At 42.5% G+C, this 22,215-nt stretch carries 18 protein-coding genes; all 18 read left to right on the top strand.

Annotation, left to right across the window (positions count from 1 at the left end; all coding sequences use genetic code 11):
• The first annotated feature begins 300 nt into the window (after positions 1-300).
• The 18 genes from MUP17_07115 to MUP17_07030 all read left to right on the top strand — a co-directional run bounded on the left by MUP17_07115 (position 301) and on the right by MUP17_07030 (position 22,212).
• Positions 301-1,491, top strand: a complete 1,191-nt coding sequence (locus MUP17_07115) for a Swt1 family HEPN domain-containing protein (protein MCJ7458744.1) — start codon at positions 301-303, stop codon at positions 1,489-1,491.
• Between the two features lie 291 nt (positions 1,492-1,782).
• On the top strand, positions 1,783-2,022 hold the full coding sequence (locus tag MUP17_07110) for an acyl carrier protein (GenBank protein ID MCJ7458743.1): 240 nt from the start codon (positions 1,783-1,785) through the stop codon (positions 2,020-2,022).
• 30 nt (positions 2,023-2,052) lie between these two features.
• Positions 2,053-3,597, top strand: a complete 1,545-nt coding sequence (locus MUP17_07105; GenBank protein MCJ7458742.1) for an AMP-binding protein — start codon at positions 2,053-2,055, stop codon at positions 3,595-3,597.
• 10 nt (positions 3,598-3,607) lie between these two features.
• Positions 3,608-4,573, top strand: a complete 966-nt coding sequence (gene nadE / locus MUP17_07100; protein ID MCJ7458741.1) for an NAD(+) synthase — start codon at positions 3,608-3,610, stop codon at positions 4,571-4,573.
• Positions 4,574-4,826: 253 nt separating this feature from the next.
• Entirely contained in the window at positions 4,827-5,822 is a 996-nt protein-coding gene (locus MUP17_07095; GenBank protein MCJ7458740.1) for a 7-cyano-7-deazaguanine synthase, read from the top strand.
• A 1-nt stretch (position 5,823) separates the two neighbouring features.
• Positions 5,824-6,759 (top strand): SDR family oxidoreductase, encoded by a 936-nt coding sequence (locus MUP17_07090; GenBank protein MCJ7458739.1) that lies wholly within the window; start codon positions 5,824-5,826, stop codon positions 6,757-6,759.
• Between the two features lie 121 nt (positions 6,760-6,880).
• Entirely contained in the window at positions 6,881-7,984 is a 1,104-nt protein-coding gene (locus tag MUP17_07085; protein MCJ7458738.1) for a DUF362 domain-containing protein, read from the top strand.
• Complete coding sequence (locus MUP17_07080) at positions 7,985-8,806, top strand: alpha/beta hydrolase (protein MCJ7458737.1); 822 nt, start codon at positions 7,985-7,987, stop codon at positions 8,804-8,806. It begins immediately after the preceding gene.
• Positions 8,807-8,812: 6 nt separating this feature from the next.
• Positions 8,813-9,751, top strand: a complete 939-nt coding sequence (locus MUP17_07075; GenBank protein ID MCJ7458736.1) for a hypothetical protein — start codon at positions 8,813-8,815, stop codon at positions 9,749-9,751.
• Entirely contained in the window at positions 9,748-10,671 is a 924-nt protein-coding gene (locus tag MUP17_07070) for a glycosyltransferase family 4 protein (protein ID MCJ7458735.1), read from the top strand. Before MUP17_07075 ends, MUP17_07070 begins: the two co-directional genes overlap by 4 nt.
• 1 nt (position 10,672) lies before the next feature.
• Complete coding sequence (locus MUP17_07065; protein MCJ7458734.1) at positions 10,673-12,178, top strand: oligosaccharide flippase family protein; 1,506 nt, start codon at positions 10,673-10,675, stop codon at positions 12,176-12,178.
• Positions 12,175-13,542 (top strand): glycosyltransferase, encoded by a 1,368-nt coding sequence (locus MUP17_07060; GenBank protein MCJ7458733.1) that lies wholly within the window; start codon positions 12,175-12,177, stop codon positions 13,540-13,542. The genes MUP17_07065 and MUP17_07060 overlap by 4 nt, the downstream gene beginning before the upstream one ends.
• Positions 13,543-13,548: 6 nt before the next feature.
• Complete coding sequence (locus tag MUP17_07055; GenBank protein MCJ7458732.1) at positions 13,549-14,583, top strand: polysaccharide deacetylase family protein; 1,035 nt, start codon at positions 13,549-13,551, stop codon at positions 14,581-14,583.
• 2 nt (positions 14,584-14,585) lie between these two features.
• On the top strand, positions 14,586-15,788 hold the full coding sequence (locus tag MUP17_07050; GenBank protein ID MCJ7458731.1) for a GNAT family N-acetyltransferase: 1,203 nt from the start codon (positions 14,586-14,588) through the stop codon (positions 15,786-15,788).
• A gap of 236 nt (positions 15,789-16,024) precedes the next feature.
• Positions 16,025-18,670 (top strand): T9SS type A sorting domain-containing protein, encoded by a 2,646-nt coding sequence (locus MUP17_07045; protein MCJ7458730.1) that lies wholly within the window; start codon positions 16,025-16,027, stop codon positions 18,668-18,670.
• 176 nt (positions 18,671-18,846) lie between these two features.
• Positions 18,847-20,244 carry an O-antigen ligase family protein gene (locus MUP17_07040; protein ID MCJ7458729.1) on the top strand — a complete coding sequence of 466 codons (1,398 nt, stop codon included), beginning with the start codon at positions 18,847-18,849 and terminating at the stop codon, positions 20,242-20,244.
• Positions 20,229-21,197, top strand: a complete 969-nt coding sequence (locus tag MUP17_07035; protein MCJ7458728.1) for a glycosyltransferase family 4 protein — start codon at positions 20,229-20,231, stop codon at positions 21,195-21,197. The genes MUP17_07040 and MUP17_07035 overlap by 16 nt, the downstream gene beginning before the upstream one ends.
• The gene (locus tag MUP17_07030) at positions 21,184-22,212 is read left to right on the top strand and encodes a FemAB family PEP-CTERM system-associated protein (protein MCJ7458727.1); all 1,029 of its coding nucleotides are present in this window, start codon (positions 21,184-21,186) and stop codon (positions 22,210-22,212) included. The genes MUP17_07035 and MUP17_07030 overlap by 14 nt, the downstream gene beginning before the upstream one ends.
• The last annotated feature ends 3 nt before the right edge of the window (positions 22,213-22,215 follow it).

Below are 22,215 nucleotides of genomic sequence, written 5' to 3'. Positions count from 1 at the left end.
GGGAGTCCGCTTTTGGCGAGACGACCGAAGAATCTGAGATTCTTCGCCTTTGGTGCTCAGAATGACGATTTGTCCAGTCTACGTAGGGGCGTCCAATTGGACGCCCTGTTACAACTATATTCAGGAATTATATTTAGCAATAATTTAAAGACTAAGTCAAGAGAAATTTAGATAGTGCCCAATTTTAAAAACCTTTCCTTTTTCTGTTTTTTCCTGTTGCTAAGTTCAAAACTACATATATTTTAGATATATACAGAAAAGCAATTTGTCTTAGTAATTAAGATAAAGGAGCTAATTAACATGGATTGGAAAAAAGCAGTTGAAAAAGAAGGGCGTAATATTGACATACCTGGAGAATGGTTACCTTTATATTATTATGAGACTTTGACAATCTTATTTCGTGTGGAAAATGCTCTTCGTGTCTTTGTATATGCTGTGTTAAAAAATGAATTTCACGAAAAATGGCTAGATCTAAACATTACAAGTGATGATTCAGAAGAAAGCACGATTAAATCTATTGCAAAAAAAAGGATGGCACAGGCCAGCACCTATGGATATCTTGGTTATGCCATTAACTGTCCCATGCTACATCTAACAAGTGGTGAACTTATACGCTTGATAACCTCTGAATCATATTGGAAATATTTCAGGAAATATTTCCTAGGTAGCAAAGAGATTATTAAAAATAAATTAGATGAAATAGGTGCTATTCGAAATTCTCTTGCTCACTTCAGGCCAATCAAGGAGGACGATGTTGATGTCATAAAGCAAAACGCTAAACATGTCTTGGCGGAGGTAGAAAAATGTCTATTTGAAATGATGACTTGTAACAAAATTATCCCTACTAATATGGATGAAAATTGGTACAAAGAGTTAAGGACTCTTGGGACTGAAAACTGCACTCTATCTTTTAATCAAAGTAATGACGAGAATTGGATAAGAATAACTTTGGCTTACGATTGTCCATTATTGAAACAACAGATGTCAAATACCGAAGCACTCATTCGTTATAGAATTTTAAATATTAAGACATCAGCAATTGTAGAGCAATATCCAGTTTTATGTAATCTCCTAACTTACATTTCTGAAGAGGTGCCCTATACTCGTATGGATGAAAAAAGGAATGTGAAATTTAGTAAGAGAATATCAATGGTTTTTAACCACGAGGTGTTGTCAAAAGAGTACGCACAGATTAAAAAGGCTCTAGAGGAGCTTCTATTACTCATCTCAAAAGAGCAGGAGATGATAACGCAAGATAATCTAGCTAGTGGTAGAATAGTTGATGCTGTAGTGATATTAAATAAATTGCGAGGTTCTGGTAAGGATGCATTCTGGTCTATGGACATAGGTAGTCTTTCAACTCCTGTCAAAGAAAATGATTCACCCGAGTACTGGGGCAGTTTAGGTTATGTACCTAGTCATTTCATCTCTGATACTGATATGTATCCCTGGATGCCTGTGAAAATAGGTAGTTACGATCTTCCATTTTAACCAACTTTGTAAACCTTCTTATTGAAAAAACTAATCTTTTGAAAGGCCTCTCCTTTTACTGGTGGAGTCAGGAGTTACCTCCTGACTCCCTTTCTAAGGTAAAGCTAAAGCTTTACACTCCAATCTTCCGCGAAAACCCTCACTTAAAAATCTTGACAAATTCAATCTTCTACTGTATATAAGTTAAACCAGTAAATAATAGTTCCGATAAACTAAAGGTAACTATGGGTATTAAGAAATAGTAAAGGTTCCTGATTTTTATTTTAAGCAAACTAAGGAGAGAAAATGGTTATGGAGGAAAAAATTAGGACTTTTATCCAGAATAACTTCCTCTTGGGGGACAAGAACCGGGCTATTAAAGAAGACGAGTCGTTTCTGCAGAACGGGATAATCGATTCCACCGGGGTTTTAGAGCTGGTCAATTTCATCGAGGAGACCTACAAGATCAAGGTGGAGGATGAGGAGCTTGTCCCGGAGAATCTGGATTCCATCCAGAATTTGATAGCCTATATCCAGAGAAAACAGGAATAATAAACTTAATCCTGAAAAGAAGATTTCATTATGCTTTTAAATCATTTCCTTGAAAAAAGTGCTGAAAAATTTCCAGATAAGATCGCCTTAGTCTGCCAGGGCGAAAGATTAACCTATCAGCAGATCGATAGCTCTGCCAATAGATTAGCCAAGGGTCTGAAAGACTTTGGAGTGGAAAGGGGCGACCGGGTTGCGATTTTCTTAGAGAACTCAGTTGAGGCGGTTTTATCCATCTTCGGAATCTTAAAAGCAGATGCAGTTTTCGTGGTTATCAACCCAACCACCAAGAAAGACAAGCTCACCTATATCTTAAACAATTGCCGGGTCAAAGCTTTAATCACTGGTTCTGATAAACTGGATCTCATCCAGGAGGTTTTACAGAAAGCACCCTCAGTCAAATCTGTTATCCTCGCAGGTAAGCAGGAATCTGAAGTGAAAATGTTCGTACCTGACAAAAAGGTCTCTTACTTTGACAAGGTTTTACGCTCCTATCCTGACAATTCTCTGGAGAACAAAAATATCGATCTCGACCTGGCAAGCATAATCTATACATCCGGCACAACCGGAAACCCCAAAGGGGTGATGCTATCTCACTTGAATATGGTATCTGCGGCAAACTCCATCACTCAATATCTGGAGAATACCAGCGATGATGTCATCCTCAACGTCTTACCTTTGTCTTTCGACTATGGACTTTATCAGGTCCTGATGGGATTTAAAATCGGTGGAAGAGTCATCTTAGAGAAGAGCTTTTTATATCCTTATGTGATAATCGATCTGATGCTAAAGGAAAAAGTTACCGGATTTCCAGGAGTCCCAACCATTTTCGCCATCCTGCTTCAATTAGAAGACTTGAAAAAACAGAATTTCGATTCCTTAAGATATATCTCCAACACCGCTGCAGCTTTACCTGTTGCCTTCATAAAGAAAATCAGGGAGACTTTCCCAAAAGCAAAATTGTATTCAATGTACGGTTTGACCGAATGCAAGAGAGTATCCTATCTTCCTCCAGAAGAGCTTGACAGAAGACCTAACTCAATCGGAAAGGGAATGCCAAATGAGGAGGTCTATATAGTGAATGAGAGTGGACAAAAGGTGGAAACGGGAGAGGTCGGGGAGCTTGTGGTGCGTGGCTCAAACGTTATGCTTGGTTACTGGGAACTCCCAGAAGAAACCGCAAAGGTTCTGAAACCGGGTCCCCTGCCCTGGGAAAGGGTTTTATATACAGGTGACTTATTCAGGATGGACGAAGAAGGGTTTTTGTATTTCATAGGAAGAAAAGATGACATAATCAAATGCCGGGGAGAAAAGGTAAGCCCAAAGGAAATCGAGAATGTTTTATATAATCTTGAAGGTGTATTAGAGGCAGCAGTTGTTGGAGTGCCGGATGATATTTTGGGTCAGGCGATCAAAGCCTTTGTGGTTTTGAAAGAAGGAGTAATCCTTTCGGAAAAAGATATCCTGAGACACTGTCAAAAGAGCTTAGAAGATTTTATGGTGCCAAAATCTGTGGAATTAGTCGAGATCCTGCCCAAGACAGAATCTGGGAAAATAAGAAAAGTCGGTTTGAAGTAAGGAGAGGAAAATGGAGTTTCACAAAAAAATTCTGGATATAAATCCTGAGATAGAGTGCGAAAGGATTTGCGAATTCATTAAAGAACAGATTTTTACGCATTTCAGAAGAGAGGGCGCAGTGGTGGGGATAAGCGGAGGCATAGACTCAGCTCTAACTGCTGCTTTATCGGTCAGGGCTTTGGGCAAGGATAAGGTTTTAGGGGTCTTTCTGCCAGAGAAAGAATCGAATCCGATAAGCTTAACCTATGGGGAACTCTTAGCTAAGAAACTGGGCATAAGAACCGAAAAAGTCGACCTGACTCAAGCCCTGGAAAGTCTGGGATGTTATAAAAAGAGGGACGAGGTAATTGAAAAGATTTTCCCCGCTTATGACCGTTCCTATAAAATAAAAATCGGGCTTCCCCAGGACTTATTAGAAAGGGACCGGATTAATTATTTCAGCTTGAAGGTAATAAGCCACCAAGGAGAGGAGAAAAGTTTCCGCCTTTCCAAAGAGGGACTTTTAGGAATCGTGGCTGCCACGGATATAAAACAGAGAAGCCGGATGATCCAGCTTTACTATTATGCGGAAAAACATAACTATTTGGTCATTGGCACAACCAATCTGAGCGAATATGCTCAGGGTTTTTACGTGAAATTCGGAGATGGAGGAGTTGATCTGGAGCCGATCGCTCATCTTTATAAAACTCAGGTATACCAATTAGCGAAATTTCTGGAGATTCCGGAGGAGATAATCAAGCGAGTCCCTAGCCCGGATACTTTTTCAGCAGTGGTATCAGACCAGGAATTTTTCTTCTGTATGCCTTATGACCTTTTAGACTTGCTTTTGTATGCTCAGGAAAACAAGGTCCCTCTTTCAAAGGTGAGCCAGGTATTGAACCTTTCAGAGGAGCAGATAACAAGAGTCTATCGGGATTTTGACCAGAAAAGGAAAGCCTCAGTTCATTTGAACCAGAATGCCCCGAATCTGCTCTGAGGAATTGTAGTTGCTCGATTTATCGAGCCTGTAGTTGCCTGATTTATCAGGCATAAAAAAAGCCCAATGAATTGGGCAACTACAATATTCGGATGTAGTCGCTCGATTTATCGAGCACGTAGTTGCCTGATTGCTCTGTGACCGTCGGGTCCCCCGACCCGACGGGGTTAAAACCAGCCAAGTCAGGGGACTTGGCTGGCACAGAATGTCGGATTGTCGGCAGAATGAGATGATGACCGGAGAGTGAAATCCTATGAAAATCTGTACCAATTGCGTGCTACCAGAGACCTTTCCTGGCATCAGTTTTGACTCCAGAGGGGTCTGTAACTTCTGCCAGGAGTTCAAGGGAAAAGAATATCTGGAAAAAGAGAAGGTGAAATACCTGCAGAAGTTCCAGGAGCTTCTGGACAAATTTAAAAACTCCTCTTCCTACGACGCTTTAATGGCTTACTCCGGCGGAAAAGACAGCACCTATACTCTGAGCATTTTGAAAGAAAAATACGACCTTAAAATCTTAGCTCTGACCTTTGATAATGGCTTTTTATCAGAACAGGCTTTTAAGAATATCCGGCAGGTGGTGGAGAATTTGGGAGTTGACCATATTTTTTTCAAGCCGGATTTCAGCCTTTTGAAAAAGATTTTTTTGACCGGGACAAAAGATGACATCTTCTCCCGCAAAACTTTAGACCGGGCAAGCACCATCTGCACCTCCTGTATGGGGATTGTCAAGTTCACCACTTTGCGACTGGCTCTGGAAAAGAAGATTCCCTTTATCACTTATGGCTGGTCACCAGGACAGGCACCGATTTCCGCCTCCATTTTCAAGAACAACCCCTCCATGCTGAAAGGGATGCAGAATGCCATCAAAGAGCCTCTTTTCAGGATCGCGGGCGAAAAGATTAATCCTTATTTTTTAGAGGAGAATCATTTCGAGCAAAAAGAGAATTTTCCTTATAATATCAGCCCTTTAGCTTTTCTGGAATACGATGAGAAGAAAATATTCACAAAGATCGAAAGGCTCGGTTGGAATATGCCAGTTGATACCGACTCGAACTCGACTAACTGCCTTTTGAACTCCTTTGCCAATTTAGTACATAAACAGAGATTTGGATTTCACCCTTATGCCTTCGAGTTAGCCAAGCTGGTCAGGGAAGGTTATCTCGAAAGAGATGAGGCTTTGAAAAGGTTAGAACAGGCAGAAGACCAGAACACAGTGGAGCTGGTTAAGAAAAAACTTAACCTGAATTGATATGTTATATTTAGTCACTGGTGGAGCTGGTTTTATCGGCTCCCATATAGTCGAGAAATTAGTCCAGGCTGGAGAAAAAGTCAGGGTATTGGACAATTTCTCCTCTGGCAGAAGGGAAAATCTGAAAGATCTCCTGGATAAGATCGAACTGGTAGAAGGAGACATCAGAGATTTCTGGACAGTCATCAAAACAGTAGAAGGGGTTGACTTCATCCTGCATCAGGCAGCCTTAACCTCGGTTCAAAGGTCTATAAAAAACCCTCTGACTACCAATGAGGTCAACATCAACGGGACCTTAAACCTTTTGGAAGCTGCCAAAATCCACCAGGTAAAAAGATTTATTTATGCCTCTTCCTCTTCAGTTTATGGAGATACCCCCACTTTGCCTAAAGTGGAAACGATGTGCCCGAACCCGATCTCTCCCTATGCCATCAGCAAATTGGCTGGAGAGGAATACTGTCAGGTATTCTACAAGGTTTATGGACTGGAAACTGTTTCTTTAAGGTATTTTAACGTGTTTGGTCCAAGGCAGAACCCGAACTCAGAATATGCCGGGGTAATTCCCAGGTTTATAATGGCTCTTTTGAAAGTAAATAAGCCCAGTATCTTCGGGGATGGTGAACAATCCAGGGATTTTACCTATGTGGAAAATGTAGTGGATGCCAATCTGAGCGCCTGTAAAGTATCTTCTGTTGCCGGGGAAAGCATCAATATCGCCTGCAACCAGAGATACACTTTAAACCAGCTCTGGAACAACCTGGTGCGCTTGAGCGGGAAGAAAGTGGAGCCGGTCTATTCCGATCCTAAGCCGGGAGATGTCAAGCACTCGTTGGGTGATATCAACAAAGCCAAAAAACTTTTGGACTACCAGGTAAAAACCGGATTTGAAGAAGGCTTGAAGATAACCCTGGACTGGTATGCTGGATTGAACTCCTGATAATTTCGGGGCTCAAATAGAATCTCGCTAAAGTTACGTTTAAAAGATAAGGGGATTAAAATTCTTTGGATTTTAACCCTTTCCGTTTATATTGTAAATAATCGAATATTCGGAGGAAAATATGCGCAGAAGAGATTTTCTCAAAAATATCGGATTAGGCATGGGAGGAGGGATAATCTTTTTACCTGAAGCCCTGAAAGGAGAGGCAAAAAGTTTGATCAGGAATATACCTGCAACCCGGGTAGTCCAGATTCATAACCCGAACGCCACCAACTGGGATTTTGCCAGTGGCTATTATGGAGATTATGTTAACCAGAGCTTAGTGGACACGATGGTGGATAGAGGTGTATGCGAGCTAACTGGACTTTCGGATGCAGTTTCTGCCTGGCAGAGGATCATGAGCTCTTACAGCTCCGGGGATAAAATCGCAATCCGGGTTAATTTCAATTGCACCGAAAGCTACGATCCTTCTGGCAATTTAATAGATGCAGTAATAGAGCCGATCAATTCTATAATCTCCGGGCTGACCAGGATTGGAATTCCGGGCTCAGACATCTGGGTATATGATGCCTCCAGGACTTTGCCTGTCAGATTTACCTCCGGCTGTCCTTATTCTGGAGTCCGATTTTATGATTACCAAGGACAAAACGGAAACTTGAAAGCTGGTTTCGACAGCACCGACCCATCCAGGATCGTAACTTTTTCCAATTCAAATATCCCTTCTCACCAGATCACGGATGTGCTGGTCAATGCTCAGCATTTGATCAGCGTTCCCTTATTAAAAGCCCATTCCACCGGAGTCTCCGGAGGCTTCAAGCTTCATCTGGGAACAATCAACGGGCCGGGCTATGGGGATATTCATCCTTACCTTTACGATTTAGAAAAAAATCCATTAGTTGATATCTTTATGAATACCCATATAAAAGACAAGATAAGGCTGACGGTTGGAGACGGTCTTTTTGGCGCAAAATCGTATAACGCCACCCCGGAAAGCTGGTCTACCTTCGGGAACAAATCACCCAACACTCTATTTTTCTCCTTAGACCCTGTTGCCTTGGACACGGTTATGCAGGATCTTCTCCATACTCAGTGGCCCACTGGCTCTATGCCTCCGGATGACCATGACCACCTGCACTGTGCCTTCAGGCAGGGCTTGGGAATCCATGAGCATAAGGATAAAAACGGAAAATATTCCCAGATAGACTATCTAAAAGTAGAGCTTTAGATGGAAGAGCACTTCTATTTCAAAAACAGCTCCAGGAAAGAGCTTTTCGGAATAATGCATTATCCTGAAAAGCCAGGTTCTAAAGGAGTTCTGATCTGCCATCCCCTGTTTGAGGAAAAACTTCACGTCCACCGTGTGCTGGTGGATTTTTCCCGCCTTTTATCTTCCTCCGGGTTTAGCGTGATGCGTTTCGATTATTACGGAGATGGTGACAGTCAGGGTGAGTTTGAAGAAGCTACTCTACAAACCCGTTTAAATGACATCTCCTCGGCTCTGGATTTCTTCAGGGGAAAAACCTCAGTTGATAGATTAGCCCTCTTAGGGGTCAGGTTCGGAGCCACTTTAGCCTCTCTCTCCGCAGAGAATAAGGGACTTTCGGATGCTTTAATCCTCTGGGCTCCAATCTTAAAAGGGAATGACTATCTGCTTCAGCTCTTGAGGATGAACTTGACTCATCAGGTGGTTGTTTATAAAAGGGTGCTTTACACCCGTGAGGATCTGATTAAAGGGTTAAAGGAAGGGAGAAAGATTAACGTCGAAGGACATGAGATCACCAGAGAACTTTATGAACAGGTCTCAAAGGTAGATCTTTTGGCTGAAGACAAAAAATTCAAAGGAAAGGCGCTGCTGTTCCAGTTTTCCCAGAATTCAACTGACTTTGAGCCGGAGTTAGAGAGATTGAGGAGCCTGTATTCGAGGAATGGCACCTCTGAGCTTTTAAAAAGCAATGATCCGCCTTTCTGGGGAGATATGAAATATTATCCACCCTTGACTGATGACCTTTTCGGAAAGACCTTAACCTGGATAAAGGCTAATTTATAGTCGGCAATGGAAAAGATAGCTAATTTCAAATTCGAAAATCAGGAGTTAGCGGGGATTGTTAATCTGCCTGAGATTAGCTTTCCTGGAAGGGATAAGGTGGGGATCATTCTCTCTGTGTCTGCTCTTAAATACCGGGTCTGTTCTTATCGCCTGAATGTGAAGATCGCTCGAAGACTGTCTCAAGAAGGTTTTTTTGCTTTGAGATTTGACCCTTTGGGAATAGGAGACAGCCAGGGCAATCTTCCTTCTGCTTTAGGCTTGAACCACTTCTTAGAGATCCAGGCCGGCAGATATGTGAAAGAGACTAAAGCCGCTATTGATTTCTTCAAAAAAGAATATAAGCTGGACCAGATCATCCTGTTGGGTCTGTGTGGAGGAGCGATAACCATGCTCATTACCGGGGCTAAAGACCAGAGGGTGAATAAGCTGATACTCCTGGGAGTTCCGGTTCTGCTGGAGAATATCCCTGAAGTTAAACCTGAATTCAAAGATACGATAACCACTCCGGAATATGCCGGGCAGGTCCTTTCCACCTATAAAAGTAAGCTTTTAAGCCCCCAGGCCTGGCTCCGGCTTTTGACTTTTAAAAGCGAATATCGGACCCTGGCTAAATCCGTTTCTTTATATTTTAGAAAATTCTTCAAAAAAAATAATTCAAAAAAAAATCCGCGACTTAATGACCTTTTTCTAAGCTCTTTTAAAAGCCTTATTTCGGAAGGCAAAAAAATCTTATTCATCAACGGGGAGTTTGACCCAGCCACCTGGGAGTTTAAAGACGAATTTGAGGATAGATATCTAAAAAACCTGAAAAATCCTGACAGCACTTATCAGATCCACATGATCAAGAAGGCTAATCATATCTTCTCCTTAAGCGAATGTCAGGCGAAGTTATTAGACAAGATCAGCACCTGGCTTAGGCAGGAATATCCGGGGGTGAAAAAATGAGAATCCTGCATGGACCTCACGATTATGGCGGAGCCGGGTCCCGGATCTCACGGGCTCAAAGAGAATTAGGTCACCAAAGTGATTTTGCAGTTTTCCGTCCATCTTTCTCCGGCTTTCCAGTGGATTTCATTTTGAAAGATGAAAAAAAAGAATGGACCCGAACCCAGAGGTTTCTCTTCTTCTTGAAATGTCTGAGGAATTATGATGTTTTCCATTTTCATGCAGAATCCATTTTTGCTGCAGAGTTTAAAGATATTCCTCTTTTAAGAAAACTGGGCAAAAAGGTTATCTTTCATTTTCACGGAAGCGAGATCCGCGGCAAGAATATGCATCCCCGGATTAAATTAGCTTATGCCCGGCTGGTCTCCAGCCCGGACCTTCTGGAGTTCGTTCCGGACGGCATCTGGATTCCTCAGCCTGTGGATCTGGAATACTGGACGCCTCAACCTGAGAATAGTCCAAAGGAGAAACTGATTCTGGTTCATGCTCCGACCAGCAGAAAAGTTAGCGGCACAGATTATATCATCTCCGCAGTGGAAGATTTAAAAAAAGAGGGATACAGATTAGAGCTTTTACTGATCGAGGGTATGCCTTATGAGAGTTTAAAAGAGTATTATCATAAAGGTGATATCTTCATTGATAAGATAACCCTGGGAATCTACGGGACCTTCGCCATAGAGGGTATGGCATTGAAAAAACCGGTTTGTGTTTTTATAAAAGAGGAGCTCCTGCCTTTATATCCGGAGGAGCTTCCGGTAATGAATACTAATCCCGATAACCTGAAGCAAAACCTCAGGAAATTGATCGAGGATGAAAACCTGAGAAGAAAGTTGGGAGAACAAGGGAGGGCTTATGCGGAAAGATATCATGATGTCAGGAAAATAGCATCAAAATGCCTATCTATTTACCAGGATTTTTAAGATGTACCAGACCTTCAAAACCATAATCAAGCATACTGCCATCTACAGCACCTCTGACCTTTTAGCCAAGGCAGTGGGCTTTTTTCTTCTGCCGATTTATACAAGATACCTAAGTCCGGCAGATTATGGGATTTTGGAGCTTTTGGCAGTAACCTTGAACATCGTCATAATCCTGGTCCAGCAGGGAATGCACTCCTCTTTCTTCCGGGCTTATTCTTTTGATTATAAAGATAAAGCAGAGGACCAAAAATCAATAGTCAGCACCTCTTATTTGTATCTTCTCTTTTCCTCTTTTATCTTCCTGGGTGGAATTTCCCTTTTTTCCAGACCGATAAACAACCTCCTTTTTCAATCCAAAGACTATACCCTCTTGGTCCGGCTGACTTTTTTGACCGGCTTTTTCAATACCCTCAGCAATATCCCTTTTCAGCTTTTTCGGGCTAAGCTTCAGTCAGTTAAATTCAGCCTGGTCTCCATAGTGAGATTTTCTTTGAATCTTTTCTTCAACATTTATTTCATCTTAAAGCTGAAGCTGGGATTAAGCGGAGTAATCTACGGGAATTTATGCACCGCTGTTCTGATTTCCATGTTGATGCTCATTTTGACCTGGAAACAGCTTTCCTTCAAGATCTCCTGGTTAAAGCTAAAAGGGATGCTCAGCTATGGACTGCCTCTGGTTCCGGGAGCGCTTTCCTTCTGGGTTTTGACAGTTGCAGACCGGTATCTTTTGGAAAGGCTTTCCTCCACCACCGAGCTTGGTTTGTACTCTTTGGGAATCAGGTTTTCCGGGATTTTGGAGTTCCTGTTAATCCAGCCTTTTTTAACCACCTGGCCTTCGATTTATTTCCCCCTGGCTAAGGAGAAGGATGCTCAAGCGACTTTCTCCCGCTTGACCACTTATTTTCTTTTAATCGGTTGTTTTTTCAGCCTTGGAATAATCGCCCTTTCCAATCCAGCTATAAAAGTCATGGCAGATCCACAATTCTGGGGAGCCTATAAGGTCATCCCCCTCTTAGTGTTTTCGACACTGCTATATGGGCTTTTTGGCATAACTATCATTGGTTTATTCATCCAGAATAAAACCAAATACAATCCTTTGATCATAGGAATCGCGGCAGCATTTAACGTTTTGCTCAACTTCCTCTTGATTCCTCCTTACGGCATGCTGGGAGCGGCCTTTTCCATATTTTTCTCCTATCTTCTGATGAACCTTCTGGCATATCTGATCAATCTTCGAATCTATCCCCTACCCTACGAATGGATAAGAATTCTGAAGATGGTCACAGTTACAGCTTTAGTCCTTTTTGCCCTTAACCTCGTCCAGGTAAGCTCCTGGAAAAAGGAGTTACTTTTCAAGATGGCCGTTCTTCTTCTTTTCCCTTTAGCTCTATGGATAACCGGCTTTTTTGCTCCAGGCGAGCTTAAAAAAGCAAAAGATCTTACCCTGGAGCTTTTTGAAAAACTCGGGCTCAGAAAAGCATACCGCTTAATCTTCAACAAGAGATGAAAAGAAAGGTTTTAGTCATCGCTTATAATTTCCCCCCTCTGGGAGGCGGCGGGGTTCAAAGGACCCTTAAGTTCTCAAGATACCTCCCTTTATTCGGCTGGGAACCAATAATCCTCACTGTGTCCAAACCGGATTCACTCCTCTGGGATTATTCTCTGGTGAAAGAGCTTCCGGCTGATCTGCGGATCTTCAGGGCTCCAGCTTTTGAGCTTTCCAAATGGGAGAAAAGGTTTTTCTCTTTATTTAAACCCGCGGCGAATTCAAGGGCAGAAAAAAAGGGGAGCGGCCCCCATCTTCCTCAGGAGGTAAAAGCTCACCTTCCTAATCTGAGAGCTCTTCTTAAAAGAATTTATATGTTTCTTACCCTTTGGTTGAGGGTTCCGGATGACCAGGTCGGCTGGGTCCCGTTTGCCATCCTGGAAGGCCTTTCTCTGCTCAAATCAAAAAAGATCGATCTTATCTACACAACTTCACCCCCTCACTCCTCCCAGTTAATCGGCCTTTTTTTAAGTAAGCTTTCCGGCAAGCCCTGGGTGGCAGATTTCCGGGATGACTGGTTAGAGGATGAGCAGAGGATAAGTCATTACCCGGGTTTCTATTTGAGACTGGAAAGATACCTGGGTAAGAAATTAATTACAAAAACCTCCTGCCTGATCGCCAACACCGAATTTAAAAAAGAGACCTATGATAAAAATTATCCTCAGGCAAAAAGGATAGTGGTTATTCAGAATGGATTTGATGCCGAAGACTTAATGAGGGCCAGGCAAAAGCAGGATAAATGGCTAGATGACAAGCTCCACCTATGCCATACTGGTTATTTCTATCCAGGAATAGCGCTTTCTTTTTTTGAGACTTTAAAAGAGTTTTTTCTGGAGAATCCAGAATTAAGAGGGAAAATCCAGCTGGATCTGGTGGGTTACCTGGAAGAGGAGTACCGGGATTCGATAATAAAGAACCAGCTTGAGGACGTAGTCAAACTCTGGGGATATGTGGAACATCTTTCCTCCATAAATTTTCTATTGAAAAGCCATCTCCTGCTTCATCTCATAGGCTCAGAAGGGGAGTTCATGAAAGGGGTGGTGGCAGGGAAATTGTATGAGTATTTAGCCAGCGGAAAACCGATTTTATCCTTTGCCCCTAAGGGTGGAGAGAGCGAAAAGATGATCCTGCAGGCAAACTCCGGCTGGGTGCTGGATCTAAATGACAAAAAAGGGATTAAACTAAAATTGAAACAGATCTGCGAGCTTTTCTTCAGAGGAGAATTGAAAATCCAGCCGAACAGGAATTACGTAGAGCAGTTCGAAAGGAAAAAATTAACTCAAAAACTCAGCCTGGTTTTTGAGAATTGTCTAACTCAAAAATAGCTTGATATGCTGAAGATATTTTTTAAAAAAATAATCAAATTCATACTGGTGAAATTAAATCTCATCCGGCTCTTTTTCCTTTTCGCACCTCAAGGGAGATTGGTTATCCTCAACTATCATCGGATAAGCGACAAAAAAGAAGAAAAATCTTTGAGTCCTTTTGATATCGGGGTTACCACAGAGAAATTTGAAAAAGAGCTGAGATATCTGGCTCGAAACTTCTCGGTCATCCCCTTTTCACAGGCAATCGACCTTTTAAAAAATGGAAACGATTGGCCCAGATTCCCGGTGGTCATAAGTTTCGATGACGGGTACAGGGATGTCTATCTTAATGCTTTCCCTGTCCTGGAGAAATTTGATTTACCAGCCATAGTTTTCATCTCCACCCGTATGGTGGAAAAAGGAGAGCCTTTCTGGTGGGATGAGCTTGAAGGTTTAGTAGTGCATAACCATCTGGAGGAAATCAAATTAGCTCTGGAAAATTGTTTTTCCCCGGAATATGATTTAGACCTGGGCCATCTTAAGACAATTCAGGACAAAAGAGTTTTTTTAGAGACCTTAACTGAGCGAATCAAAAAGATCAAAGGTAAATATCGGGATGAGTTATTAAATAAACTCAAGCCCCTTTTGAAATCAGAAGAAGAGGAAAAAAGGGAAGTCCTTTCCTGGGATGAGATCAAAAAACTGAGAAAGTACGGAATCGAGTTTGGCTCCCACACTCATAACCATTACCTGCTGACTTTTGAGGACCAAAAGACCATTACCGAAGAGCTCAAAGTCTCAAAACGGAAACTGGAAGAGCACTTAGAAGAGAAGATCGAATTTCTATCTTATCCCAGCGGTCTTTATAATTCGGAGATAGAGAAAATGGCTGGGGAGTGTGGGTATAAGGCAGGCTGCTCGAATTCTTATGGGTTTAACCCTAAGGGAATTGACTTTTTTTCTCTGAAACGTTTGAGCCTGGAGGAATCCCAGAGCCTGGATGATTTCATCATCTCCCTGGGAAGGGCCTTCGGAGCACTCCCTTTCTTGAAAGAGTAGACATGCAAAAAAAAGAGCTGCTTTCATCTGGGACTGACCAGAAACTGATTCTAAAAAAGGTCGATACCTTGCAGGAATTCAAAGAGCTAAGGGATTCCTGGGACAGGCTATTAGAGGAGACCTCTAACCCCAACATCTTTCTCACCTGGGAATGGCTTTACACCTGGTGGGAATTCTATTCAGCCGGATACCAGCTCTTTATACTTCTGGCTCTGGATCAGAATGAGAATCTTTCAGGAATTGCCCCATTCTGTTTGACCCGGATAAGCCCGATCAGAATAAAAGTCTTGAGATTTCTTGGAACCGAGGAAGTTTGTTCAGACCATCTTGATTTTATTCTGAAGAAAGGAAGAGAAAAAGAGGCTCTCGCTCTTTTCTTTAAGTTTCTTGAAGAAAATTCGAAAGAATGGGATCTACTTGAGTTCACCGACATGCCTGAGGACTCTTTTAGCTTGCCTTTCGTTCAGACCCTGGCAGAAAAAAACAGATTAAGCTTTTCTTCTGACCCCTGGACTGTTTGCCCTTATGTGGTCCTGCCTAATAGTTGGGAAGATCTCTTGGAAGTCCTTTCACGAAAGGCTCGCAAGGATATTAAATATCAGTTGAAATTGCTTAAAGAACATTCGGATGTTCTTCATTCTACTGTTGAAAACAAGGATGAGGTTATCCCCAAGATGGAGGAGCTTTTCTTTCTGCACGGCAAAAGATGGAGTGCCTTAGGGGAACAAGGGGTTTTTCAAAGGGAGAGATTCAATCGCTTCCATAAAAAAATTGCCCAGCTCTTCTTTGACCAAGGATGGCTGCTTATATCTTATCTTTCGACCAAGGATAAGATCATAGCTTTATATTATAATTTTATTTACTCCAACCGGGTCTATTATTATCAGTCCGGGTTTGACCCTGATTGGAAAGATTTTAGCCCAGGAACAGCTTCGATAACTTTGACTATCCAGGCAGCCATTTCTAAAGGCATCAAGGAATTCGATTTCTTGAGAGGGGAGGCTCAATACAAATACAAATGGACTGAAAAGGAAAGAAAAAATCTAAAGGTTTTAGTCTGGAACAAAAATTTCAGATCAACAATCTATAAAAATTTTCTTTCTTTTCTGACAAATTCTAAAAAGTTAATTAAAAGATATCTGCCTGACTTCGTAATAAAAGTATTAAAATATCTCTGGCGAAAAGCAGGTTTTGCAGGAGAATAAACAGCTTTCAGTGAGGATCTTTCTATTGATAAAATTTCAATGTTGTTCAGCTTTTGATTCAAAAGGTGAAGTGACTATGTACCAAGGGATTAGACTAACAGAACTACAAACTCTAAATATTTTGTGCAGAAATTGAGCATTTTGTGACTTTATTTTTTGTAAGATTGCGTTTTATTTGAATAAGTTATGAAGTGGCATATAGTTTGCTAATAACAGACTTGATAAGGAGGAAAATTATGTGTAATAATAAGAAGATCGGCTCAGCGGTTCTATTTTTTTCATTATTCTTCTTTTCTGTGACTTTGGGTAAGGGTCCTACGCACCCTTCTGTAAATACTTTCGGAATGGGAGGGCCCTACTTAACACCTACTTGGCCTTATTATAATTCTACCAGTATGGCTTGGATGAATACTCACATAGATTTTCAATATTGGGGTAGTGTTACGGCAACAGATCCTACTTATGCTCTTTACTATAATCGTGGGCAAGCCATTGGGGAATATTACAATACTTGGTGCGATAACGAAAACTCTGAAAGACATCTGGATTTGGTAGCCTGGATGACAGCCAAAGGTTCTACTCATCCTGAGTCTTGTCTCGTCCATTGGCGGACTAATGCTTGGGAGCATCCCACTTCCGTAGCTGAGTGGTTTTTTGTTCCTGGCTGGGACAATGCTAATGATGCTGACCATAACTGGACAAGGGATAAGGAAAGCGATTTTGACTACAATAATGCAGTTTACGGGACAAGGTTTACTGTCCAGCGAACTTCTTCTCCCTATTACATAGAGGATGCGGGCGGTGGACTGTCTGGAGTTAGTTGGACGGCTAATAAGTGGCGGAGAGATTATATTAAATTAGGCTGGGGTGGTAATCCAGATACAGTTTCATACCGGGTTGATTCATCTACCACCAGTCGATTATATTTACCCTCTGCTCCGCCTTCACATACCTACACTTTTTATTTTGTAGATGACAGTTCTGCAGTTAATCATAATGCTGTGGCGATGGCAGACACCCAAGCCAGAGTAATTCAGTGTTTTTGGACTTCCGATTTAAGACAGATTATTTTTAATATGGCAAAACCATTGGTTCAGTCTTGGAACGGTCATAGTGCCAGAAAACTTTTTCTTGATGAAGGTTCTTATCGACCGCGTTCAATTCATTCTGACAATCCCTTTACGGATTTTGGCGGTGTTTTTAATTATCTGGAGTGGACTTACGGTGGCACAAGTCCAACCTGTTTCAATGAACCAGAGATAGATACCGGCTGGGGAGTTGGGAATATGCTATCCCATAAAGCTATCAGGGATACTTTTGCCGCACATCCTAACGACAGCATGTTCTTGATGGTGTCTTTTGCTGGCAATTATTGTGATACCAGTCTGGTTCAATATGGTAGTGGCGGGATGGAAGAAAATATGATAGAGGATGACGGTAAGTTTGAGGCAAATGATTATCCACCTATTTACTGGAGTCATCATCATCAGATACGTTGGTATCAACAACACAACAAATATGTTTTAATTCACGCTCAAGGTTATCCTGGGGGAGAGCAATCTAAGATTTATTCACTGGCAACTTACTATCTCTATAAGACTGATTCAGTCTACTATCTTTACGGAACGGGGAGTGCCTACGGTGTCAATTTCGGCGATACGACTGTCTGGTGGTATGGCTTAATGAGTATTGATATGGGAACTCCTACGGATACCTGTAAGATAGTGCAATCTCCAGGTGGTTCACTTGGGAATCTTTGGAAACGACCATTTACTAAGGGAATTGCCCTTGCCCGACACCGATGCGATGGGTGTGATGATTATACCAGTTCCAGTTCCTACAGTTTGGGTGGATATTACTACCGACTAAATTCAACTGGGGCTATTGTCGGGGATTCGATTAACTCGATTTCACTGCGGAACAACGAGGGTGCTGTCTTAACAAAAAGGGTCCCCGGGACGGCTTTGCTTCCCCCGACTCCTCTTTCTCCTCAAAACGGCTCTACTGTGGATACTACCCAGCCGACCCTCATTATACATAATGTCCAGGATTCGGCCGGCAGGCCTGTACTTTACTACTTTGAGCTGGACACGACCACCCAATTCGGCTCACAGAAAAAAAAGGAATCAACCCCTTTTGAGTTGGGAGCGGGTCAGGACAGTACTACCCACTGGACTGTCCCGACACCGCTCTCCTCTGGAGTCTATTACTGGAGAAGCCGGGCGTATACCAATACTTACCCAAGTGACACCAGCCAGCCTACTGCAGTTTATCATTTTCAGCTTTCCACCGGAATAGGGGATTCGATTTATGCTCTTTTCCTCCCTTCCCCGGTGGGAGATGAGCAGGTAGTTACCCTGCGACCGACTCTAAATGCCCAGTTCATACATAATGGTTTTGACCGAAACCAGATCAGGGCGAAATTCCTGGTAGGTGAAGATCCAGCATTTGACAACGACCGGACGATTTTCTCTCCCTACATAAATATCCCGGATAACCTCACACTCTCCTGGACCCTGGACCGGGACCTGCAGGAGGGAAGAAGATATTTCTGGAGAGTAAACGTTTATGATTTAGACGTTTTAGTCGCTGCCAGCGATCCTGGCTCTTTTTTGACTGGCTCGATTCACGTCTTTCCTAATCCCTTTAAGCCTTCTAAGGGCGATAATTTTGTAACCTTCAGGAATATCCCTCTATATTCAAAAATACAGATCACCACCTTATCCGGGGAGTTAGTCCGGGAGCTTACTGGCAACGCCTCTACGGATGTTGTCTGGGATGTAAAGAGTAAGGAGGGTAAAGACCTGGCCTCGGGGGTTTATTATTACCGGGTCGATTTCCAATCCGGCAGTTCTACTGGAAAGTTAGCTGTAATCCGATAAAAATCATAGCAATAGAAAATTGAAGCTTTGTAGGTCAACTATCCTCGCCAAAGGCAGGGTGGTTGACAATTCTTTTTGTCAAGCAATCCTGCGGATATGCTTGACCTACAGGATCCTGGCTGTGATCAGATAAAAATTTTAGTTTTATCTAACTAAAAATTTACTATCTTAAAGATATGGAACCGTCTAAAAATAGAGCTCTTCCGGGAAAAGGCGAGGGCGTCTCCCGGATTATCACCTCAGAGAAGCTCTGGTATCTCTTTTTGATCTTCATCTCTCTGGTCTCCGGGGCTTTTCTTCTTTTCGTCCCCAGACCCGAGATTGTGCCAGCTATGGCTTTAGCCTTTATAGTCGGTATTACCTTTTTCTTTTATCCATATCTGGGGGTTTTAGCTTACATCATCTTATCTTATATGCGGTTTGAGGAAACTATTCCTGCCCTGGGTCATCTGCATTTAGCTAAACTTCTGACAATCACCCTGATTGTAGTCTGGGCATTGAAAATCGGGATCACCAAATCCGGACTCTACTTGCAGGAGAAGGGGCTTATCCTTTTATACCTTTTTTACCTGGTGATGGTTTTTTCTATTCCCTTTAGTTTCTGGCCTTCCCGCTCCTTCGATATCTTTGTGGATATGCTCAAGATCCTGATTTTCACCATTCTTCTCATCCACCTGATAGATTCCCCCAAAAAACTAAAGACCTTCTTCTGGGTTTTCCTTCTGGTTAACGGCTATTTAGCCCTGAGCGCAATTAAGAATTTTCTTATCCTGGGGCAGAGCGCAGTTGCCGCGCGTATCGGCGGCTCAGGAGGATTCTTGGGGGATGCTAACGATTTTGCCTTAGCTCTGAGTATCGCTCTCCCCTTTTCCTTCTATCTTTTTTTGTCGGAGAAAAAAAAGATTTTGAAGCTGGTCTATTTTCTTTTCATCAGTCTTTACACCTTAGGAATCATCTCCACTGCCTCTCGCGGAGGTTTTATAACCCTGGTCTTCCTTTTTCTCTATTTCATCTTCAAGAGCAAGCATAAGCTGGCGGGGATTTTATCAGTGCTCCTCATTTTCCTTTTGATCTTTTTATTTGCTCCAAAGGAGTACTGGCAGAGACAGATGACCATCACCACCTACCAGCAGGATGAATCAGCCATGGGAAGAATCGGAGCCTGGAAAGCCGGTCTCAGGATGTTTGCAGACAGGCCTATATCCGGAGTAGGAGTGGGAGTTTATGAGGTGGCATACGGCGTAGAGTACGGGGGGAAAAGCGGTCCCTGGTTTTCGCCTCATAACGCTTATGTTCAGGTCGGTGCGGAATTAGGTTTTTTTGGAATACTGTTCTACCTGGGCTTAATGTTTTACGTTTATGCCCAGGCTAACTCCTTTATGAAATCATCCAGGGAGGAAAACTATCTGAAGTGGGTCTCTCAGGGACTGAAAGCAGCCCTTTTAGCCTATGCGGTTGGAAGTTTCTTTTTGTCAGTCGGACTTTACCCTCATCTTTACCTTTTGTTGGGGATGGTGATAGTAATTCGGATTTTAAAACATGCAGAAGAGACAAGGGTATGGCGGGAGACTTAAAGATTTTGACTCATATAGGGACACAGGCGAGCCCCACCTGGAAAGAAAAGGCAACTCTTGTTCAGACAAGACCAGGCACACTGAATTCCCTTATCCTTTCCCTGAAACTCTATTTCAAAAGAAAAGATTTTGACCTGGTGGTTATCTCCGGAGGGAAAGCCGGAGTATTTTTCTCTCTTCTGCAGAGCCTGCTGCCCTTTCAAAAAACCCCAACCCTGATGCTGGATTGCCTCTGGTATAGAGCTAAAAACCCTTTGAAAAGGATTCTGAAGCGTACTCAGATAAGACTGATGAACCAGTCAGACAGACTTTTCCTGGTCTGGGCTAAAAGAGAAATAGAGGCTTACTCTTCTGAATTTGGGATACCTCAGGAGAAGTTAAAATTTTTCCCTTATCACACCACCTGCGAAGTTTACGATTGCACAGTGGAAAAAGGTGATTATCTTTTCAGCGGAGGCAACTGGAACCGGGATTATAAGACCTTAGTGGAGGCGACCAGAGGTCTGAACTTGAGAGTTGTCATAGCAACCAACAACCGTCTTCTTCTGGATGGAATAGACCTGCCGGAGAACGTCAAAGTGATTAGCGCAACTGACTATCAATTCTATGATCTTCTGGCAAAATCGAAAATGGTGGTTGTGCCGATGGCAAAGGGATTTTTGCATTCCGGAGGACAGCAGACCTTCTTGAACGCTATGTTCTGGGGAAAACCGGTTATTGTTACTGACCCGGAAGGAGCAAATGATTATATCGAGGATAAAAAAACCGGGATGCTGGTAAATCCGGGTGAGGTCGGGGCATTGAGAGATGCCATCTCCTATATTTTAGAAAATCCTGAACAGGTTCAGAAGATGGTGGAAGAAGCTCAAAGGAAAGCCCAGGATTTAACCACTGAAAAATTCTTTCAAGGAATCATTAGATTAGCCCAAGAGATCGTCTATGGAGATAATTGAATATACTGATAGATTCGAAAGCCAGTGGAAAGCTTATCTGACTGAAAAAGAGTTTTCCACTTTCGCTCATCAGATCGAATGGAAGGCTGTGCTGGAAAAAAGCTTTAAGCAGAAGCCGGTTTATCTTTTAACAAAAGATGGAGATAGGGTGGTTGGCATCCTTCCCCTTTTTTATTATTCCAGCGTTCTTTTCGGGAAATTCTTAATCTCCTTACCCTGGCTGGATTATGGAGGTGTTTGTTCTGATTCAGTCGAGGTTCAGGAGAAGCTCATCGATAAAGCGATTGAGTTAGCCAGAGAAAAAGGATGTAAGTTCTTAGAGCTGAGAAGCGTGAAAGCGGAGGATAAAAGGCTGACCACAAAAACTTCAAAAGTAACCTTTATTCTGGAACTCGACCCTGATCCGGAAAAGGTCTGGAAAAGAATAGATTCCAAAGCCCGGAATCAGGTCAGGAAAGCCCAGAAATCAGAGTTAGAAGTCACCTTTGGACAGAAGGAAAATCTGGACCAGTTCTATTCAGTCTTCTCGGTTAACATGAGGGACTTAGGAACCCCGGTCTGGACAAAAGAGCTTTTCAAAAATATCTTGACTTATTTCCCGGATAAAAGCGAAATTGCTTTGGTGAGATTAAAGGATAAAGTGATCGGAGGTGGGTTGATCTTATATTTCAAGGATATGCTGACCGTTCCCTCTGCTTCTTCCCTGGGCTCATACTTGAGCCTTTGTCCTAATAATCTTTTGTACTGGGAGATAATCCAGCGCGGGTGCCTAAAAGGGTTTAAGAAATTCGATTTAGGAAGATCGACCTGGAATTCAGGAACGTTCAGCTTTAAAAGCCAGTGGGTTAAAGAGCCAACCCAGCTTTTCTGGCAGTATTATTTGAATAAAATAAAAGACCTGCCTGAGCTTAACCCGGAGAGCTCAAAATTCAGCCTGGGTATAAAGCTCTGGAAAAAGCTACCTCTAAGCTGGGCTAATTTTTTAGGACCTAAAATCGTGAGGAACCTGCCTTAAGAT

The organism is Candidatus Zixiibacteriota bacterium (assembly GCA_022865345.1).
In the GTDB taxonomy this organism is placed as follows: domain Bacteria; phylum Zixibacteria; class MSB-5A5; order MSB-5A5; family RBG-16-43-9; genus RBG-16-43-9.
The sequence above is the reverse complement of the archived record's forward strand: the minus strand, read 5'-3'. Positions and strand labels throughout refer to the sequence as shown.

Excerpts from the sequence above, each read along its gene's own strand:
- MUP17_07115 (MCJ7458744.1), top strand. The coding sequence starts at position 301 with ATGGATTGGAAAAAAGCAGTTGAAAAAGAAGGGCGTAATATTGACATA.
- MUP17_07110 (MCJ7458743.1), top strand. The coding sequence starts at position 1,783 with ATGGAGGAAAAAATTAGGACTTTTATCCAGAATAACTTCCTCTTGGGG.
- MUP17_07105 (MCJ7458742.1), top strand. The coding sequence starts at position 2,053 with ATGCTTTTAAATCATTTCCTTGAAAAAAGTGCTGAAAAATTTCCAGAT.
- nadE (MCJ7458741.1), top strand. The coding sequence starts at position 3,608 with ATGGAGTTTCACAAAAAAATTCTGGATATAAATCCTGAGATAGAGTGC.
- MUP17_07095 (MCJ7458740.1), top strand. The coding sequence starts at position 4,827 with ATGAAAATCTGTACCAATTGCGTGCTACCAGAGACCTTTCCTGGCATC.
- MUP17_07090 (MCJ7458739.1), top strand. The coding sequence starts at position 5,824 with ATGTTATATTTAGTCACTGGTGGAGCTGGTTTTATCGGCTCCCATATA.
- MUP17_07085 (MCJ7458738.1), top strand. The coding sequence starts at position 6,881 with ATGCGCAGAAGAGATTTTCTCAAAAATATCGGATTAGGCATGGGAGGA.
- MUP17_07080 (MCJ7458737.1), top strand. The coding sequence starts at position 7,985 with ATGGAAGAGCACTTCTATTTCAAAAACAGCTCCAGGAAAGAGCTTTTC.
- MUP17_07075 (MCJ7458736.1), top strand. The coding sequence starts at position 8,813 with ATGGAAAAGATAGCTAATTTCAAATTCGAAAATCAGGAGTTAGCGGGG.
- MUP17_07070 (MCJ7458735.1), top strand. The coding sequence starts at position 9,748 with ATGAGAATCCTGCATGGACCTCACGATTATGGCGGAGCCGGGTCCCGG.
- MUP17_07065 (MCJ7458734.1), top strand. The coding sequence starts at position 10,673 with ATGTACCAGACCTTCAAAACCATAATCAAGCATACTGCCATCTACAGC.
- MUP17_07060 (MCJ7458733.1), top strand. The coding sequence starts at position 12,175 with ATGAAAAGAAAGGTTTTAGTCATCGCTTATAATTTCCCCCCTCTGGGA.
- MUP17_07055 (MCJ7458732.1), top strand. The coding sequence starts at position 13,549 with ATGCTGAAGATATTTTTTAAAAAAATAATCAAATTCATACTGGTGAAA.
- MUP17_07050 (MCJ7458731.1), top strand. The coding sequence starts at position 14,586 with ATGCAAAAAAAAGAGCTGCTTTCATCTGGGACTGACCAGAAACTGATT.
- MUP17_07045 (MCJ7458730.1), top strand. The coding sequence starts at position 16,025 with ATGTGTAATAATAAGAAGATCGGCTCAGCGGTTCTATTTTTTTCATTA.
- MUP17_07040 (MCJ7458729.1), top strand. The coding sequence starts at position 18,847 with ATGGAACCGTCTAAAAATAGAGCTCTTCCGGGAAAAGGCGAGGGCGTC.
- MUP17_07035 (MCJ7458728.1), top strand. The coding sequence starts at position 20,229 with ATGGCGGGAGACTTAAAGATTTTGACTCATATAGGGACACAGGCGAGC.
- MUP17_07030 (MCJ7458727.1), top strand. The coding sequence starts at position 21,184 with ATGGAGATAATTGAATATACTGATAGATTCGAAAGCCAGTGGAAAGCT.